Source organism: Reichenbachiella carrageenanivorans (assembly GCF_025639805.1).
GTDB lineage: Bacteria > Bacteroidota > Bacteroidia > Cytophagales > Cyclobacteriaceae > Reichenbachiella > Reichenbachiella carrageenanivorans.
In genome coordinates this window covers 4,690,300-4,709,677 of the sequence record NZ_CP106735.1, presented here as the reverse complement: position 1 = coordinate 4,709,677, position 19,378 = coordinate 4,690,300, and the positions used below count along the sequence as shown (strand labels likewise).

Here is a 19,378-nt window from a genome sequence, read left to right as displayed (position 1 = left end):
GTGATCTTCTATTTTCTTAACTTACCAATTGGGTGTAATATATTTTACCATTTATGAATAGTAGTGAAAAATTAGAACAAATTGAGGGGCTAAATGAGAGCACGGTAGAAAATCTACTCAAGAGTATTTTGGATAGTGCTTTCAATGGTATCATGACCATGAAGGCATTGCGCAATGCTCAAGGTGAAATTGTAGATTTTCAATGGCAATTCGTGAATGACGTTGCCGAAGAAATATTGGGTTTTGGGTCTGATGAGTTGCTACAACATAAGCTGCTAGATGTGTTACCACACAATGCTACTGATGGTCTTTTCGATAACTACAAATGTGTGGTAGAAACAGGTGAATTACTCACTTTTGAGCAGCACTACGCGGGTACGCAAAACGAAAAATGGTTTAAAATAGCCGTGGTGAAAATGGGTGATGGAGTGACAGTTACCTTTCAGGATGTGTCCGATCTCAAAGAAGCGGTATTGGAGGTAGAAGCCCGAGAGAAAAAATATCAAAAGCTGTTTGAAGAGTCTATAGATGCTATTTTTCAAGCAGATGCTAAATTTCAATTTTTGGATATCAACCATGCTTTGCAGCAACTGTTCGACTACACGTTTGAAAACCTACTAGGCTTGCCGCTAAAGAAATTGGTTTTTAGTCAGGAGGATTACAAGGGTTTCAAAGAGGAATTGACTCGGGATAAAAAAGTAGAAGAGTATGAGCTTGTAATGCTGGATCGCCAGGGACGAAAAAAGACATGTATCATCAACTGTGTGCTCTTGCTCGATCCTGAGACAAAAAGCAGAAGTTATATAGGAGTGATTAGAGACATGACCAAAAGGCGACAAGCAGACAAAGAGTTGGTGCAAGCTGAAAAACTCTCCATGACGGGTAAAATCGCTCGTACCATCGCTCATGAAGTGCGTAATCCTCTGACTAACCTGACGCTAGCACTCGAACAGCTTAAAGATGAAGTGCCAGAGGATGTGGAGGATGCAGCGCTCTATTTTAGTATTATCAAAAGAAACTCCGAGCGTATCGGCCAACTCATTACAGATTTGCTCAATTCTTCGAAACCCAAGGATCTTAAGCTGGTGCGCCAGCCACTCAACGGCGTGGTGGATCAAGCGGTCGCTTTAGTGAAAGACCGACTCAAGCTCCAAAACATGCAGCTAGATCAGGTGCTTCAGTCCGACTTGCCCGATGTGGCGCTCGATGCCGATCAGATGAACATCGCTCTGCTCAATTTATTGATCAACGCCATCGAGGCTATGAAACCAGGTGAGGGCATTTTGAAAATAGCCAGTACACAGGAAGACGACCGAATCCGACTCCAGATTGCCGACAATGGAAAAGGATTAAGCAAAGAAGACATGTCCAAATTATTCGAGCCGTTTTTTACTGGTAAAACAGAGGGTACAGGGTTGGGGCTCACCACTGTGCAAAACATAGTTCGTAGTCACAAAGGCAGTATTGAAGCAGAAAGTGAGGTAGGTCAAGGGACTGTTTTTACTTTGTCATTTCCTGTCTGATTGGGTAATCCATTCCCCAACCTTAGATAATTATACACGATCCATACCGTAGAAGAAACCGTCAGATGCTGTATGAGCTCATTTGATGGTTTGGTATGCTATTCGCATCTATTCTGGTAACAATTAAAACACAGAATATTATGGAGAATAGCATATTAGAAATTCAGAAACCCAAAAAGAAATCATTTGCCTCATTGGGATACACCAAGCTCGAAACCGCAGAGTTGGTAGATACTATGAATAAGCTGCTGGCGAATTATGCTGTACACTATCAGAAATTAAGAAACTTCCATTGGAATGTAAGAGGAGGAGACTTTTTTGATATCCACGAACAGTTCGAAATGCAGTATAAAACGGCCAGTGTGGTCATAGATGAGATAGCCGAACGGATCAGGATATTCGGACAACGACCGCTGAGTACCATGAGAGAATTTTTAGAAACTTCCGAAATCAAAGAGTCAGGTACGGATATGACAGGTCTAGAGATGGTCAGGGAGGTCATCAAAGATTACCATGTATTGTTAGAACACCTCTTTGCGACCATAGAAGTGGCTATCGAGAATGGCGACAGTGGCACCGAAGATATGATGAAAGGCTATGTGAAGCATGTGGAAAAAAACCATTGGATGCTTACCGCATTTTCTCACCAAGGATAAACCAATCCTATAATCAATAATCAAATGCCCTGAAAGTATTCGGGCACTCACTTAAAAACAAACAAACATGAAAGCGTTTAAATTTATAACCACATTGGCAATAGGAGTAGGAACAGGATTGGTAGCAGGCTACCTCACTGCACCTAGAAGTGGCAAAGCCACCAGAAACAAAATCGTAGAAGACTCTCAGGAGTACAAAGATGCTTTGGAAAAAGCAGCAACCCTGAAGTTGGCAGAAGCCAAAAATATTCTGAACGAAACCATCAAGGAAAAATCTGTACAAGGTAAAAAAGTGCTAGATCAATTAGCCTCTAAAACCTTGCTGTAAGAGCAGAGCAGTTCAGAGGTTGCCTCAAAAGTGGGTGACCGCCATAGGGGCAGCCTTTATTTTATTTTGAAGGGATGACTAAAATGGCTGGCAATCAAAATGGGATAACATCAATATAAATTCAGATTAATCTCCAGAAGAAATATGGAGAGATTCCTGAAAAATAAACACAACGGATTAGACATAAAAAAAGGGGCATTCACACAGTAAATGCCTCTTTTTAGTCAATACATTATCTCACGAGCAATTTGCTGTAATTCACTTGTTGTCCAGATTTTACATGGACGATATAAGTCGAATTTTTCACCAAATGGTACGTGTCCAGTTCGATGATACGCTGGTCTTGTACAGCAGTTTTGTATACTGCTTGCCCTGTAATGCTGGTAATCATAACCTCAATATGGTTTACCTCTTCATAGCCAGTCAAGTCGATGGTCAATAGTCCTCCGTTGATTGGGTTAGGGTAGATACTGAATTTTTGTGTGCTTGTGACGTCTACTTCTACTAGGTCTGCCCTAGTTCTTGCTCCACCACCGCTATATTCAAAAGCACCGATATCTGTATGGCTATCAGATAAAGCATTGCCCCAGAAATCGAATCCGCCATTGCCAGCAATATTTGCACCTGCATCTATAGCTGGAGAGCTAGACTGCAGCTTATAGCCATCTAAAGTTCCGAAACCAAAACCACCAGTTCCAGGATTCACAAACAAAGGATTAGAAGTGATCTTGTTGGCATCAGAAGGTTCTGTACTATCGTGATCGCCATAGAAGATATTATGGTCGAAAAAGTTGTTGGTACTGAGTTCAAACTCGTAGAACGTATCAGAAGCTTCGATATGGAAGATGTTATTGGTATAGAATGTACTGTCCGAATACCCTCCCCAGTTTTTGTGCCATAGCACTTCCATGCCATCTAGGTCTTCTCCTACATAGAACACATTGTTGTAAATGTAAGACTTAGAAGGCGTACCCGACACCCTGATCATGTGATGTCCGTCGTTTTCGAATACGTTGTACCGAACGATCGTACCCACATTAAAGTTTCTAGCCGAAGCCCCTCTGGAGGTAATCAATAGACTACCGTACTCATTGTCGTGACTGTAGTTGTATTGGATGATGGTGTTTTTACAATAGTAGTCACTGTCAAATCCACTGGCATCTGCATCCCCAGGGTTGTATACGGTATGGCTCGCTTCATTGTATTGCCACAAGGCATTGTCACAATTGAACGGATAGGAAGCGTTGCCAGTGGTATACAGTCCACACTTGTAGAAGGTATTGTATTCTACCAATGGTCCGTCTGCTACCCTAATGACCATGCCATTGCCACCTGTTCTTTCAAAGCGGTTGTTTCGTACTACGATATTATAACTCGGATACCAATCATTGATAGAGCTGTCGAGGGTAGTTTCGCCAAAGCTGGTAAACTCATCTCGGATGCTCCATTTCGAATCAGTAAATACCCCACAGTTGGATACATCGTGGATGTAGCAATTTTCGACAGTAACACCATCATAATTGGTCGGTACGTGCGTTTCACTATCTCTTTTTACAAGAAAGGCAATTCCACCATTTGTACGCGTGCCCAAATCTCCATTTACATCACTCACTTCCACATTTCTGATGTTGATGTCGTGCAGGGTGCCATAGTCATCGCCTGTGATCGCAATAGCGTTCTTGAGCAAGGGAGTTTCTTCATGCGCTGCATAGTTTTTGACATGCACATTTGTGATTTCCCAGTACTCCTGATTGTAGAGCCGGATAGATGCTGAGAGTGGAAACCCTGGGAGTAGGCTGCCCTGAGCATCAATAATAGGCAATGGACCTACCCCATAGCTGGTAATCACAATGGGGTTGCCCGATGTGCCAGATCCCTTTGGGTGGAGAGGCTCTAGCCAAGTATTGCCTGCTTTGAGCAGAATCGTGTCGTTGGCGGCAAAAGTGGTCGCATTCACATTTGTAAATGTTTTCCATGCCGTAGCTTCTGTCAATCCGTCGTTGGCGTCATTTCCATTGATCGCATCCACGAAATAGCCCGTGATCCCAGAAGGATGAGCAGCAGTAGTGAGTGTCTCGATGACCAATTCAGGTCTGTTGCTTGCTGCTTCGTTGCTGTTGAAATAGACCAGTTTGTTAGTGGCTCCTGCGTCCCACAAGCTCACCGATACTACTTCGTCGCCTGATACTTGTGCTTGTACGTAGTCTGTCACGTCAAATTCGTAGTATACATTTTCTACCGAAACAGCCTCTGATGTAATACTACTACCGTTAGATGGTGCACTATTCCAGGTTACGCTATGTTCAGACCAATCATCGCTCAATTCGAAAGCCGTGATGGTAGTTGCGTTAACACTATTGGCGTATATACGTAATGTTGCCTGATTGATGGTTGTCAATCCTTGGGCACTCAAGTCGAACTTCAGGAAACTCTTACGGAAATAATTGGCAGCGCTACCTTGTTTTACTTCAAGGTTTGAACTACTTCCATAATTGGTGTCTGCGTTGATACCACCTTTGATGTATGTATCCTCAGACACTTCGTAGGTGTAGGTGACGGGTGTGCCGAGTGTCGTTTCATTGACTGCACTGGAGTATGAAGAACCTACGGCATTATACGCCGCCACTCGGTAGGTATAATAGGTAAGGCTAGACAAGCCAGTATCGCTATACGAAGTACTATTGGCGCTTAGGCTAGCGATTTCGGTAAATGCACCAGCACCACTCTTTCTTTCTACTTTGTATCCAGTCTCATTGTCGGCATTGTCTGTCCAGCTCAGGTCAATGGCACTAGCCGAAACAGTAGAAGCAGAAAGTGATGAGGGCTCGTCAGGCTCAGAAGTAGGGTAGACGACCAACTGAGGACTGTTGGCTCCTTCCTTGCTGCTAAACGTTATTGTGGTATTACTTGCCGAAGCATCATAAAAAGCAAAACTAATAGAAGCTCCTACTTTGCTCTCAACATAGGCAGATACATCCCACTCATAGTATTGGTTTGTTGCACCAATGGTTGTAGTGGTAATGGCTGTCCCGAGTGTAGGGGAGCTGTTCCAGGTTACGACAGATTCGCTCCATGTGTTTGGGACTTCGTATACCGTAATAGGTGCAGAACCAGATGAATTGGTGTAAAGTCTCACCACCGCGTTTTCTGAGGCAGCAATACTGCTGAGATCGAATTTTACGTACGTTTTCCTGTAGAAATTGTCAATCGATCCTTGCTTCACTTCTAAAACAGACTCAGAACCGTAGTTGGTACTGGCATTAACGCCTCCTTTGACGTAAGCATCCGCAGTGGTTGTTAGTGTAATGGGAGCCGTTATATCTAGCACGCCCATGGTCATAGCCACAGTTGGTGGCTCTATTGCATATCCTGATCTGGCCACCAGGAATAGCAAAACGATTAAAACTTTGTTTTGTAACATGTTTTTCATTTTGTAAAAGTTTAAAATAGTAGTTTGTTTTAAGTTGTTGTGTGAATAAGATTGAGTAGTCGAGGTTAGATATGAATTTTCTATCCTGACTGATACTAAAAAAATGGCTCACCTTTTTGCTTGGTTTATAGCTTCTTTTCTTGAGTAGAGAATGACAGGTGGAGAACATGCTGTTCTCCACCTGTAGATGGCCAATTATCTATAGGCTAATGATTTAGTGCACTATTAACTTGGATATCGTTGTTGCATGATCGGTTCTTACTGCGATCACAAACAACCCTTTGGTCAACCATGAATTCGTATCTATTTGGATCGAATTTTTGTTTTGCACTTGGTTTTGATAGATCATTTTGCCCTGTATATCGGTAATAGAGATATGTACTTTAGTCCCGTCATGACTAGGCAAGTCCACGTACAGTATACCATCCATCAATGGATTGGGATAAATATTGACTAGAGGACTGGGATCTACCTCTATCGTGCCGTGTGCCATGCGAGCTCCTGCACTTGTTTCTATGACTAGCTCTGGTATATTGCTTCCAGCTTCCTTGCTATTGATGGTTACAGATTTGCTATCTGCAGTCAGATCCCATAGCCCAAATGAAATGACACCATCACCAGCTAACTGGGCGGCTACATAGGAGGTGACATCCCATTCGTAGTACACATTGTTTGCCGACACTGATACGGCACTGATGCTGGTCCCATTTGAGGGCGCATTGTTCCAAGTGACGGTCGATTCGGACCAGCCATCACTTAGCGCATAGGCGGTGATGTCGCAGGGTTGTGCACTGGAGGCAAATACTCTAAGCGTAGCCTCATTTACACTGCCCAAACTTTCACTACTCAAATCAAATTTGATTAAGCTTTTTCTATAAAAATCTGAATTGCTCCCTTGCTTGATGACCAGCTCGGTATCTGACCCAAAATTTAGCGAAGCACTAGCCCCACCTCTGACATAGCTGTCTTCGTCTGGATGGTAAGTATGGTTACTGGTAGCACCCGAAGTAGTCGCCGAGGCTTCGGTAGAGTAATTAGAATAACCAGAAGCATTATAGGCCACCACACGGTAAGTGTAGGCAGTAGCACCTGCTAGGCTTGTATCGCTGTAGGTAGATACATTGGCACCGAGACTTGCGATTTCGGTAAAGGCACCTGCCCCTGATTTTCGCTCTACTTTGTAGCCAGTTTCATTGTCGGCATGGTCTGTCCAACTCAAGTCAATTTCACTGGCTGAAAGCGCCGCAGCAGAGAGCGATGATGGAACAGCTGGAGCAGAGGTAAGCATAATGACTAGTTCGGGGGGATTGCTTCCTTCTTGGCTACTGAAAATGATGCTGGAATTATCGGCCGATGGATCGTAAAGCCCAAAGCTGACCAGTCCACCTGCGTTTGATTGAATGTATGAGGTGACATCCCATTCATAGTACTGCTGAGTAGATCCTATGGCTGTGGTGGTAATGGCTGTGCCGAGTGTAGGAGCACTGTTCCATGTCACGATGGTTTCCCCCCAGCTGCTCCCCATTTCGTAGATGGTTACGGGGCCTGCCTTGGCAGAGGTCGTATATAGCCTCACGTGCGCACTTTCAATGCTCGCAAAATTGTTGACGTCAAATTTTAAGAACGTTTTTCTATAGAAATCTGGATTTGCTCCTTGTTTGACTTGCAAGTCAGTATCTAATCCATAATTGGTATCGGCATAGATACCTCCTCTCACATAGGTATCTCTAGTGGGGGTGAGGGTGACTTGGGAGGATACTTCGAAGATGATCTCGTAGGTCAGACTGGTATTGGTGTCTTCTGATACGACGACAATTTCGGCTGTTCGAGCCAGTTCATTACCCATGAGGTCTGTTGGAGGTGTAATGGTGACTGTTGAGGCAGAATTGACTGCGGTGGCTTCTAGAGTCACGCCGCCAGCGCTGTTGATCAGTAGGCCATAGTTGACTACATCAGGAGAGAAGCTGGCGATCGATTGTCCATTTACTCTGATGTCATTGAGTTTTGCGTTGGTTTCAAAATCTCCCACTATCTGATCTACGTCGAACGAATCACCAGTAGTAGAGACCCAGTCCTTTAGTTTTTGGCGTAAGTCTAATAATTGTGTGTGATAGGTTGGGTCATCTGTGACAGGAGACAGCTCCCCTGGGTCGGTGGTGAGGTCATAGAGTTGCTCTCTGTTTACACCTTTGTCGAAGAGGATGTATTTGTAGTCGGTGGTTACAACCATTCTGCCTGTAAACTTACCCGGAGTATGACCTGTGTGGACTCTTTGTTCTATTTCGGAAACTACATAGTCGCGCGAGGTCAATGTGCTTGTAGGATTAACCAATGCTGCGGCGCTTATGTCTATACCATGGAGAGAGGAGGGAGTGCTGATCCCAGCCAGCTGAAGTATAGTAGGAAATAGATCTAAGCCACTTGATACGAGTGTAGTGTCATTGATTACCCCTGCCTTGGTCTTGCCTTTCCATGATACGATGAAAGGGATGTTGATAGATTCTTCGTAAAAGGCTTTCTTTTGGTTCCACTTGTGGGCGGCGCGTCCATCTCCGTGATCAGAAGTATAGATGATGATGGTATTCTCTAGCATACCTTTGCTGTCTAGCTCATCAATCAAGTCTTCTATGCGCTTGTCTACTTTTTCGAGTAGTCGATCATATCCGTATAAAAATTGTCTCCATTCTACTTCCGTCCAGTTTTTAGTAGGGTGGGTATCGTAGTAAGGGTCTCCTGGATCTTGATTTCGTCTACCATAGTGTCCTTCGGCTTCATGGAGGGGTATTGCATGATTGAATGGGAGCTGTGGGCAAGACGCAGTATCCATGGCCTCTTCTACTGTGCCATCATGGTAGCTGTCATTGCCACCAGAGATATTACGAGCAAGCTCGCAGGCATCGTGGGGATTGTTGTAAGAAGTGATCATAAAGAATGGCTTGGTGCGCGCCTCATTTATGAAGTCTGTACTCCGTTTATATATCGTACTGTCATAGTAATTTTCATAATAGGACTCAAAGCCATGCCACGCTTCGATGTCGTCCATGTCGGTGGTGCCCACGTGCCATTTGCCGAAGTATCCAGTGTCGTAGCCGTTATCTTTCATGGTTTTACCAACGGATGTAGCTACGGTAACATCATCGAGCTTGTGAGGCATCACTCCTGTGATCATAGATTTTCGTGAAAACGTACAAACAGGATAAGTGGCATAACTTTTTGTAAATAGTGTGCCTTCGGCGACCAACTTATCTATGCCGGGAGTCGAAATATGATTGTACCCCCGTTGTGTCATGATCTTGCCCGTGTGCTGATCCGTAATGATGACGATGATGTTAGGTGGGGGGTCTTGTGCTAAGCCTAGTCTGGCCACCAGGAATAGCAAAATGATTAATAATTTGTTTTGTAACATTTTGTAGAAGTTTAGTATAGTAGTTTGTTTTAAGTTGTTGTGTGAATAAGACTGAATAGTCGAGACTAGATATGGAGTTTCTATCCTGACTGATATTGAAAAAAAGGCGCATCATTTTGCTCGAATTATAGCTTCTTTCTTGAGTAGAGAATGAAAGGTGGAGAACAACTTGTTCTCCACCTGTAGATGGCCAATTGTCTATAGGCCAATTATATTAGCGTACTATTAGTTTAGATATAGTTGTCGCATGATCGGTTCTTACTGCGATGACGTACAATCCTTTGGTCAACCATGAATTCGTATCTATTTGGATCGAATTTTTGTTTTGTATTTGATTTTGGTAGATCTCTTTACCTTGCATGTCTGTAATGGAGATATGCACTTTAGCACCGTCGTTACTTGGCAAATCCACGTACAATATGCCATTGTTCAATGGATTGGGGTAGATGCTAATTTGCTGTGTACTAGGCTCTGTGCTGAGGACAACCTCATTCTTGTCGTCTTCATCGTCTTCATTCTCCTCGTCTTCATCTTCATTTGTAGCTTCTCCTGGTACTACCACTAGTTGTGGGTGGTTGCCAAGGGCGTCTTTACTGGTGAAGGTGATGTGTGAGTTGTCGGCCGATGGATCGTAAAGCCCAAAGCTGACCAATCCACCTGCGTTTTCATGCACAAATGAAGTCACATCCCATTCGTAGTACTGCTTTACGTTGCCGATCTGTAAAGTGGAAATTTCTGTACCTAGTGCAGGTGCATTGTTCCAAGTGATGGTGGATTCGCTCCAATTGTTGTCGGCTTCGTAGAGTGTGACGGGTGCGGCTTTAGAAGTAGTCGTATACAGCTTCAAAGTAGCACTAGATGCGCCTTCAAAAGAACTTACATCAAAGGTCAGGAAGGCCTTTCTGTAAAAATCAGGGTTTCCTCCTTGCTTGACATCGAGATCTATCTCTGATCCAAAATTGAGATCGGCAGATTCTCCACCTCGCACATAGGCATCTTGGGTAGGCGTGAGTGCAGATTCGTCGGTGAAGCCTACCACTACCGTATAAGTATTTATCGTGTTGGTGTCTTCTGATTCTACCACTACAGTAGCTGTACGTGCTTGCTCATCTCCATGGATATCCGAAGGAGGGGTGATGGTGACGGACGAGGCTGAGTTTACTGGAGTAGCTTCTACGGTTAGGGTTTCCACTGGATTGATAAATATGCTGTAGCTTTTGAGACTAGGCGAAAAGCTGGTGACAGATTGCCCATTGAGCTTGATGTCATCGAGTTCTGCACTGGACTCAAGATCTGCTACAATCTGGTCTACTTCGAAATCATCACCAGTAGCAGCGACCCAATCCTTTAGTTTTTGACGTAAGTCTGCTATATCTGTTTGGTAAGCAGGATCATCTGTGACAGGAGCAAGTTCCCCAGGATCGGTCGTGAGATCATAGAGTTGTTCTCTATTCACCCCTTTGTCGAACAGCATGTATTTGAAGTCATTGGTCACTACCATTCTGCCATTGAACTGACCTCCTGTATGTCCAGTATAGACTCTTTGTACATTCTCTGAGATTACATAATCTCTTGGAGTCAAAGTACCTGTAGGGTTTTCTAATGCAGCAGGAGACAGGTCTATTCCGTGGAGGCCTGCTGGTGCTTCGGTGATTCCGGCAAATTGGAGTATCGTAGGGTATAGATCTAAACCACTAGATACCAGTGTAGAATTGTCCACTACCCCTGCTTTGGTTTTTCCTTTCCAGGAAATAATGAAAGGGACGTTGACAGACTCTTCGTAAAATGATTTTTTTTGATTCCACTTATGTGCGCCGCGCCCATCGCCATGGTCAGACGTGTAGATGATAACGGTGTTTTCTAGCAAGTTTTTTTCGTCTAGGTCATCGATCAAGTCTTCTATGCGTGCGTCTACTTTTTCGAGTAGGCGGTCATACCCATACAAAAATTGCCTCCACTCTGTATCTGTCCATGTTTTGGTTGGGTGTGAGCTGTAATGTGGGTCTCCTGGGTCTTGGTTTCGTCTAGAGTAGTGTCCCTCGGCTTCATTGAGCGGGATTTCATAATTGAATGGGAGTGGAGGACATAAGGCTACATCCATAGCTTCATCTACTTCACCGTCATGATATTTGTCGTCTCCGCCAGAGATGTTTCGAGCGAGTTCGCAGGCATCGTGGGGGTTGTTGTAGGAGGTGACCATAAAAAACGGCTTGGTACGTGTCTGGTCCAAGAATGCTTTACTCTCCTTGTATATGGTACTATCGTAGTAGTTTTCGTAGTACGAATCAAATCCATGCCACGCTTCGATTTCATCTAATTTGGTGGTGCCCACGTGCCATTTGCCGAAGTATCCAGTGTCGTAGCCTGCATCTTTCATGGTTTTACCAACGGATGTAGCTACGGTAACATCATCGAGCTTGTGAGGCATGAGTCCTGTAATCATGGATTTTCGTGAAAAAGTACAAACAGGATACGTGACGTAGCTTTTCGTAAAGAGCGTACCTTCGGCGGCCAGTTTGTCGATGCCAGGAGTCGTAATATGATTGTACCCTCGCTGTGTCATGATTTTTCCTGTGTGCTGATCGGTAATGATCACTATGATGTTGGGTAGAGGGTCGTCAGCCATACTGTGTCTAGAGACCAGTGTAAGCAGGCACAACAAAATGCTTGTTTGAATGATTGTTTTCATTGCGTAATTTTTTTTAATACTACTTCTGTTTTATGTCTTTAGTGAGAATAGATGGTTTGTCGGTTTTGAGCGTCTTGTAGGTTTAGGTTTTGTTATAAATTTTGATGTTTGGAAATGAGTGTGTGGAAAACTGCACGTTCTCCACACACATCTATTTAAACCAACACCGATTATTCTTTACCGCACGATCAATTTTGATTGTGAGGTAGCTTTATCTGTCTTAATTGAAATGATATACAATCCCTTAGTCAACCAAGCACTTGTATTTAGTTGGATTGTACCTTGATTTTGCAATTGGTTTTGATAAATCATTTTGCCTTGCAAATCGGTAATTGCGATATCTACCATGCCTTTTGCTTGAGGCAAATCAATCGATAGTATACCATGAGTCAATGGATTAGGGTAGATGGAAATGGCTTGTTGGTTTGGGTCTCCGATAGCAGTGACTTCGCCTTCACCTTCACCTTCGCCTTCACCTTCACCTTCGCCTTCACCTTCACCTTCGCCTTCACCTTCACCTTCGCCTTCACCTTCACCTTCTAGAGGCACGATCAATAGCTCAGGCAGATTGCTTTTAGCTTCTTTACTGTTGAATTCTATGGTTTCGTTGCCAGCAGCTAGATCCCAAAGGCCAATTGAAACTACACCGTCACCAGCCAATTGTGCCGCCACATAGTCTGTTACATCTAGTTCGTAGTAGACCTCCTCAGCCTCTACGGCAGTATTGGTGATGAAATTTCCGTCAGAAGGAGCAGTGTCCCAGGTTACTGTAGATTCTGCCCAGTTGTCGTCCAGTTCATAAGCAGTCATGGTCATCGGACCTGCTTTGGAGGCATATATCCTAAGCGTAGCTGATGCTACATCGCTATAGGTGGCATCGCTCAGGTCAAATTTGATCATGATCTTGCGGAAAAAATCTGTATTACCTCCTTGTTTCAGTTCAAGAACAGCATCAGTGCCAAAGTTTAAAGCTGAATTGGTGCCACCTTTGATAAAGGTGTCCGCATCAGGGTTTAAAGTAACTCTAACAATGGCGGCTAGTGTAGTCGCAGTTACTTCATTGGAGTAGTTAGAGTTTCCTGTGCCATTGTAGGCGATCACCCGGTAGGTATAAGCCGTTTCACTAGTCAAACCAGCATCAGTGTATTCAGAAGCATCGGGGCCTAGATCTACTATTTCAGCAAATGCTCCTCCCCCTTCTTTTCTTTCTATTTTATAGCCCGTTTCGTTGTTGGCATTGTCTGTCCAGGTTAGCTCTACTTCATTGTCTATGACCACAGGTGCACTGAGTACTGTAGGTGTTGCAGGTACTGGCTCCAAAGTGGTTGCAGCACTTTCATTCGAGTAGTTAGAGTCGCCAGTAGTATTGAAGGCAACTACCCGGTAGGTGTATTCGGTTTCGCTACTCAGTCCTGTGTCGTCGAATGACACCACATCAGCCGCCAGAGTAGTGATTACGGTAAAGTCTCCTTCCCCTTCTTTTCTTTCTACTTTGTAACCGTCTTCATCAATGGCATTGTCTGTCCATGTCAATGTTATTTCAGTAGCGCTTACTACTGCTGCAGCTAGTACAGTAGGATCTGCAGGTACTGAGGCACCAGAGGTGAGTGTAGTGGCACTTACTTCGCTAGTGTAACTAGAGTTGCCCGTATTGTTGTAAGCGACCACTCTATAGGTATATTCAGTACTGCTGGTCAGCGATAGATCTGCATACTGAGTTGTATTAGGGTCTAAATCAGCTAATTCTACAAAAGAGCCACTTCCTTCTTTTCTCTCTATTTTGTAACCTAATTCGTTGTTGGTATTGTCTGCCCAACTCAACTGTATCTCAGTATCTGATGCTACATGTGCACTGAGTGTGGTAGGGTCTGCGGGGACTAATGGGTCACCAGCGATAAGTACCAATTCAGGCATGTTCGTTCCTGCTTCTTTAGCGTTCAATCCCATAGTAACGTTGGTGGCCGCTAGATCCCCAAATCCAATAGAAATTAAACTGTCTATGCCTAATTGATCCATGACATAATCGGTCACGTCTACTTCGTAGTATACAAACCTGCCAGCGAGTGATATTACGTTGATGAGATCACCTTCTGTGGGTACGTTGTTCCAAGTGACGGTAGTCTCGTCCCAGTTATCTTCAAGACCATAAAAAGAAAGATCCAATGATGCAGAATTGAGTGCATATAGCCTTAAAGTGGCCTTTTCAATATTATTGCCTAAATCCTCTTCTGTCAAATCAAATTTGACTAGACCTTTTCGGAAAAAATCTGGATTTTCTCCCAGCTTGATTTCTATCTCTGCATCTGTGCCAAAGTTTGTATCTGCACTTGCACCTCCTTTGACAAAGGCGTCGTCAGAAGGTGCGTAAGTCAAACTCACCACAGTTTTCAAGGTGCTAGCAGCTACTGCGCTTGAATAACTAGAGTTGCCAGTTGCATTGTAAGCAATTACTCTGTAGGTATAAGCCGTTTCGCTAGGTAGACCAGCGTCGAGGTAGTGAGATACATTGGCCCCTAGATCTGCAATCTCTGCAAACGAACCTGCACCTTCTTTTCTTTCTACTTTATAGCCAGTTTCGTTGTTGGCATTGTCTGTCCAGCTCAGCTGAATGGCCTCATCAGAAGTAGCATAGGCGCTCAATCCACTTGGGTCTGCAGGTACAGCCGCGGTAGTAGTTACTAATTCCAACTGTGGTGCATTAGCACCCTCTTTACTGCTCAGTTTTAGTGTAATACCATCTTCAGCAGGGAGATAAATCACAAGGCTGATCTCACCGCCTACTTTACTTTTTGCATATTCTGAAATGTTCCATGAATAGTAGGCATTGGCTTCACCTACTTGGGTAGTCGTGATGGCTTCGCCTACTGCTGGTGCCGTATTCCAAGTGATAGTACTTTCGTCCCAGCTGTTGTCAGTGGCATAGGCAGTGACAGGTAGTGATTTTGTAGAATTGGTGTATAATTTGACTGCAGCATGCTCTACGGCATCTACACTGCTCAAGTCAAACTTTATGAATACCTGTCTGATATTACTCGTAACACTTGGCGTATTTTTGACTTCCATTTCTGCTTCCGTTCCATACATGGCGTCGGCATTAGTTCCAGCTCTCACATGCGCATCCATCGTAGCGGTCAGTGTCTGATTAGGGGTAGGTGTTTCGTATAGTCGAACGATACCTAGGGCATTTTCTCCCTCACCAGCATAGACCATATATACTTTGCCATCTGTGTCTTCAAATACATCTGGATCACGCAGTTGGTTTACATCCTCTGGTGCATCAGAAGTTTCAGAGTTGAGCTTTTCGTGCTCTCCGCCTTCCCATCCTGGATTCGATGCCATGATTTCGATAGGAGGATAAGAAGTGTCCCATGTGGTCCAATCACCTGCACTCATGTCTACAGTCGACATTTGTACTCTTTCGTTGATCTCGCCTCGTCGGGTATAGAATACTTGTAGTTCGTCGCCTACTACTCTCACACCTGTGTGTCTTACTCGTAGATCAGCAGATGATAACCCATCAATATTTAGAATGTCGTCTTGGAAAGGGTGATCGGTTCTGATATCCCAAAGGCTATTGGTATAATCCCACCCATCAGGAGCAGTCCAAGGATCGGCTGGATCCAGTGCTTGGTAAAACTTAGCGCCATTGTCTAGGGCATACATTTCACCGTCGTATTCGAATACTCTGAAGTAAGAACTCCCAAGAAATACGGGCTGTATATTGTCATAAAACTCTAGTCCATAAGGAGAGTAAGAGACATAGGTTACCTGATCGTTTAGCTCTATACCATTTACAAAAGTGGAAGAGCCCGTGTGGAAATACATGATGATACGTTGGTTTACGTTATCCACATGTACATCTGGTGAGGCCAAGTGATTGTCTTCGATAGAGATGCCGTTGTCTAGATCGATGAATTTGCCTCCATGGTCGAGCACGCCTCTATCACCCACGGGCACGCCTGCACCTGTCTGGTACAAGTGATAAGGGCCCTCTATATTGGCAGCCCATGCCATACGCACATAGTCGTCGGAGTGATGGGCAAAGTATACATAGTAATTGGCGGTAGGGTGCGCGCGATTGGCTGGGTCTATCCAGTCAGGTACACGTATAATAGATGGGCCATTGATGTTTTCTCCCTCAGTTTCCGCGCCCAGATCAGTAAACATCTGCTGTGTAATGATCGGTTGGTTGTTATTTAATCGGATGACCTCATAGGGAGAGGTCGTTTGCGCCAGTGTCATGCTGGCCGATGCTAAGAGCACCATGATCATGGTAGAAATTTTCTTCATCTTCATTCGTTTTTAGCGTTTGTAATTATTGTAGTATCAAGGCTCGGTTTGTCGTGCACCTATTTCATATTGTTCTGCTCGAATTTGCTAGATGGAAGTTCGATTAGTAGCCGTATGAAAAGATGCCCATTTACATACTTGTATGTTAGCATGGGATCCTTCAATAGAAAGTGGGTCAGTGTTGTATTTATACCACGCTGTCGATACAATGAGTTGTATCATGTATCAATATGCCCCGATGGATGTTACTATTTTGGCGAATGAGTGTACGGAGAACGTGTTGTTCTCCGTACACATCTAATTAAACCAACATCAAGTCTTTTTAGCGGACAATCAACTTAGATTGTGTGGTAACGCCTTCGATTTTAATGGCAATCACATACAATCCTTTGGTCAACCAGGTATTCGTATCTATTTTAATAGAACCTTGATTTTCTACTTGATTGTGATAGATTTTTTTGCCTTGCAAATCACTAATAACAATGTCAACCATCCCATCAGTATGTGGTAGGTCTATAGATAGTACCCCTTGATTCAAAGGGTTAGGGTAGATGCTGATGGCGAGCGTGTTTGGATCGTTCAGCGCAGCTGTAGAACCAGAAGCTGTTCTTGACCCAGCACTTGTTTCAATGACCAGCTCGGGAATATTGCTCCCTGCTTCTTTACTGTTGAACTCCACTGTTTTGTTGTCTGCATTCAAGTCCCATAGTCCAAATGAAATCACTTCGTCTCCAGCCAATTGTGCCACTACATAATCCGTTACATCTAGCTCGTAGTACACATCATCAACAGAAAGGGTAACGGTATCAATACTTGTGCCGTCAGACGGTGCGCTATTCCAAGTTACGGAAGATTCTGACCAGCTGTCGCCAAGTTCATAGGCTGCGATATCTATGGATTGCGCACTGGTGGCATATATTCTTAAGGTGGCCTGTGTGACGCTACTTAAAGATTCACTGCTCAAATCAAACTTGAGTAAACTCTTGCGGAAAAAGCTTGCGTTGCTTCCTTGCTTGATAACCAATTCTGCATCCGATCCATAGTTTATACCCGCACTAGATCCGCCTCTGATGTATGCATCGTCGTCTGGGTTATAAGTATAGGTCGTAGTAGTACTCAAAGTAGTTGCCGAGATTACATTCGAATAGCTAGAATTGCCAGTAGCATTATATGCACGTACTCTGTAGGTATATGCAGTAGCGCTGGACAGGCTATTGTCATTGTAGGAGGTGGTATTGCTTCCTAGGTCTGCTATTTGAGTATAAGCACCCGCACCTACTTTTCTTTCTAGTTTATAGCCATTTTCATTGAATGAATTGTCAGTCCAGCTCAATTCGATTTCGTCGGATCCAATCACAAAGGCACTAAGGCCAGTAGGTGCATCGGGTACTGAAGCTGCTACTGTTACCAATTCCAGTTGTGGAGTATTGGCTCCTTCACTGCTACTGAATTTCATAGTAGAATTGTTTATAGACTCCATATAGAATACCAGACTTACGCTATCGCCCACCTTGCTTTGAGCATACTCAGATATGTTCCATTCGTAGTACTGATTGCTGCTTCCTATCTGAGTAGTAGTGATAGCTTCTCCGATAGCAGGAGCATTGCTCCATGTGACTCCAGATTCTGTCCAGGTGTTGTCGGTTTCGTAGACCGTGACGGGTCGAGAGGCTGTAGAGTTGGTATATAGCCTTACCACAGCATGCTCTACAGCAGTTACACTGCTCAAATCAAACTTCATGTAGATTTTTCTAAAGAAATCTTCATCATTATTTTGTTTGACTTCTAATTCTACAGCTGTTCCATAGTTCACATTGCTAGAGGAGCCACCTTTCACATGTGCATCCATAATCGGAGTCAGCGTTAGATTAGGTGTAGGAGCTTCGTATAGTCGAGCGATGCCGAGGGCATCTTCACCTTGGCCTGTATATACGAGGTATAATTTGCCATCTGTATCTTCAAATACATCAGGATCTCGCATTTGATTCACATTTTCTGGTGCGTTGGAGGTTTCAGAGTTGAGCAACTCATACTGACCGCCTTCCCAGCCAGGGTTAGCTGCCATGAGTTCGATCGGAGGGTACGAAGAATCCCAGTCTTCCCAATCATCAGCACTCATGTCGATCGTAGACATTTGTATTCTTTCGCCTTCTTCTCCTCTACGCGAATAAAATATCTGTAGTTCGTCACCCACTACCCTGACGCCCGTATGCCTGACACGTAGCACACTAGACGACAACCCATCAATGTTTAGAATGTCTTCTTGAAAAGGATGGTTGGGGCTTATGTCCCAAAGTCCATCAGTAAAATCAAACCCTACAGGCGGTGCCCATGGATCGGATGCATCTAGCGCTCTGTATATTTTAGCACCATTGTCTAAGGCATATATTTCGCCATCGTACTCAAACACTCTGAAATAAGAGCTGCCAAGAAATACAGGTTCTATGTTGTCATAAAACTCCAACCCATAAGGCGAAGTAGAGACATAGGTTAGTTGCTTGTTTACTTCTACACCATCTACGAAAGTGGAAGATCCAGTATGGAAATACATGATGATTTGTTGGTTCACGTCATCTACATGGACATCTGGCGAGGCCAAGTGATTGTCTTCGATAGAGATGTCATTGTCTAAGTAGATATAGCTACCCCCGTGGTCTAGCACACCTCTGTCGCCAATGGCTACACCTGTACCTGTTTGATAAAGGTGCCAAGGACCTTCGATATTGGCGGCCCAAGCCATACGTATATAGTCGTCCGAATGATGTGCGAAATATAAGTAGTACTGTGCCGTAGTGTGCGCGCGATTGGCTGGAGCAATCCAGCTAGGTATACGGATGAGGGATGGGCCGTTTATATTTTCCCCCTCAACTGTAGCTCCCACATCTGTAAACATTTGCTGTGTGATAATCGGTTGACTGTTGTTTAACCTGACGATCTCATAGGGAGAGCCAGATTGGGCCAGTGCAAAAGTGAGTGACGCAATGAGCGCCACCATCGTAGTAGTAATTGTTTTCATTGTAAAATGATTTAGAGTTAGTAATTATTAAAATATCAAT

Annotated in this window: 8 protein-coding genes; 3 read left to right on the top strand and 5 right to left on the bottom strand. The window is 44.0% G+C overall.

Going from position 1 to position 19,378, the window contains the following annotated elements; genetic code table 11:
• The first annotated feature begins 53 nt into the window (after positions 1–53).
• The 3 genes from N7E81_RS18820 (at position 54) to N7E81_RS18810 (ending at position 2,507) form a co-directional block, all read left to right on the top strand.
• Complete coding sequence (locus tag N7E81_RS18820; RefSeq protein ID WP_263051152.1) at positions 54–1,523, top strand: ATP-binding protein; 1,470 nt, start codon at positions 54–56, stop codon at positions 1,521–1,523.
• A gap of 140 nt (positions 1,524–1,663) precedes the next feature.
• A complete protein-coding gene (locus N7E81_RS18815; RefSeq protein WP_263051151.1) occupies positions 1,664–2,179 on the top strand; it encodes a Dps family protein in 516 nt (171 codons plus the stop codon).
• Between the two features lie 67 nt (positions 2,180–2,246).
• Entirely contained in the window at positions 2,247–2,507 is a 261-nt protein-coding gene (locus N7E81_RS18810; protein ID WP_263051150.1) for a YtxH domain-containing protein, read from the top strand.
• 232 nt (positions 2,508–2,739) lie between these two features.
• On the opposite strand, the gene N7E81_RS18805 is transcribed toward N7E81_RS18810, so the two are convergent.
• From N7E81_RS18805 to N7E81_RS18785, 5 genes are all read right to left on the bottom strand, one after another.
• Positions 2,740–5,937 (bottom strand): CBM96 family carbohydrate-binding protein, encoded by a 3,198-nt coding sequence (locus N7E81_RS18805; protein ID WP_263051149.1) that lies wholly within the window; start codon positions 5,935–5,937, stop codon positions 2,740–2,742.
• Between the two features lie 214 nt (positions 5,938–6,151).
• A complete protein-coding gene (locus tag N7E81_RS18800) occupies positions 6,152–9,343 on the bottom strand; it encodes a CBM96 family carbohydrate-binding protein (protein ID WP_263051148.1) in 3,192 nt (1,063 codons plus the stop codon).
• A 214-nt stretch (positions 9,344–9,557) separates the two neighbouring features.
• Entirely contained in the window at positions 9,558–12,032 is a 2,475-nt protein-coding gene (locus N7E81_RS18795; protein ID WP_263051147.1) for a sulfatase-like hydrolase/transferase, read from the bottom strand.
• A 177-nt stretch (positions 12,033–12,209) separates the two neighbouring features.
• Complete coding sequence (locus N7E81_RS18790; protein ID WP_263051146.1) at positions 12,210–16,322, bottom strand: CBM96 family carbohydrate-binding protein; 4,113 nt, start codon at positions 16,320–16,322, stop codon at positions 12,210–12,212.
• A gap of 322 nt (positions 16,323–16,644) precedes the next feature.
• Positions 16,645–19,338 (bottom strand): CBM96 family carbohydrate-binding protein, encoded by a 2,694-nt coding sequence (locus tag N7E81_RS18785; RefSeq protein ID WP_263051145.1) that lies wholly within the window; start codon positions 19,336–19,338, stop codon positions 16,645–16,647.
• Between the last annotated feature and the right edge of the window lie 40 nt (positions 19,339–19,378).

What these genes read in the sequence shown, in the direction of transcription:
- N7E81_RS18820 (WP_263051152.1), top strand. Translation starts at nt 54, where the DNA reads ATGAATAGTAGTGAAAAATTAGAACAAATTGAGGGGCTAAATGAGAGC.
- N7E81_RS18815 (WP_263051151.1), top strand. Translation starts at nt 1,664, where the DNA reads ATGGAGAATAGCATATTAGAAATTCAGAAACCCAAAAAGAAATCATTT.
- N7E81_RS18810 (WP_263051150.1), top strand. Translation starts at nt 2,247, where the DNA reads ATGAAAGCGTTTAAATTTATAACCACATTGGCAATAGGAGTAGGAACA.
- N7E81_RS18805 (WP_263051149.1), bottom strand. Translation starts at nt 5,937, where the DNA reads ATGAAAAACATGTTACAAAACAAAGTTTTAATCGTTTTGCTATTCCTG.
- N7E81_RS18800 (WP_263051148.1), bottom strand. Translation starts at nt 9,343, where the DNA reads ATGTTACAAAACAAATTATTAATCATTTTGCTATTCCTGGTGGCCAGA.
- N7E81_RS18795 (WP_263051147.1), bottom strand. Translation starts at nt 12,032, where the DNA reads ATGAAAACAATCATTCAAACAAGCATTTTGTTGTGCCTGCTTACACTG.
- N7E81_RS18790 (WP_263051146.1), bottom strand. Translation starts at nt 16,322, where the DNA reads ATGAAGAAAATTTCTACCATGATCATGGTGCTCTTAGCATCGGCCAGC.
- N7E81_RS18785 (WP_263051145.1), bottom strand. Translation starts at nt 19,338, where the DNA reads ATGAAAACAATTACTACTACGATGGTGGCGCTCATTGCGTCACTCACT.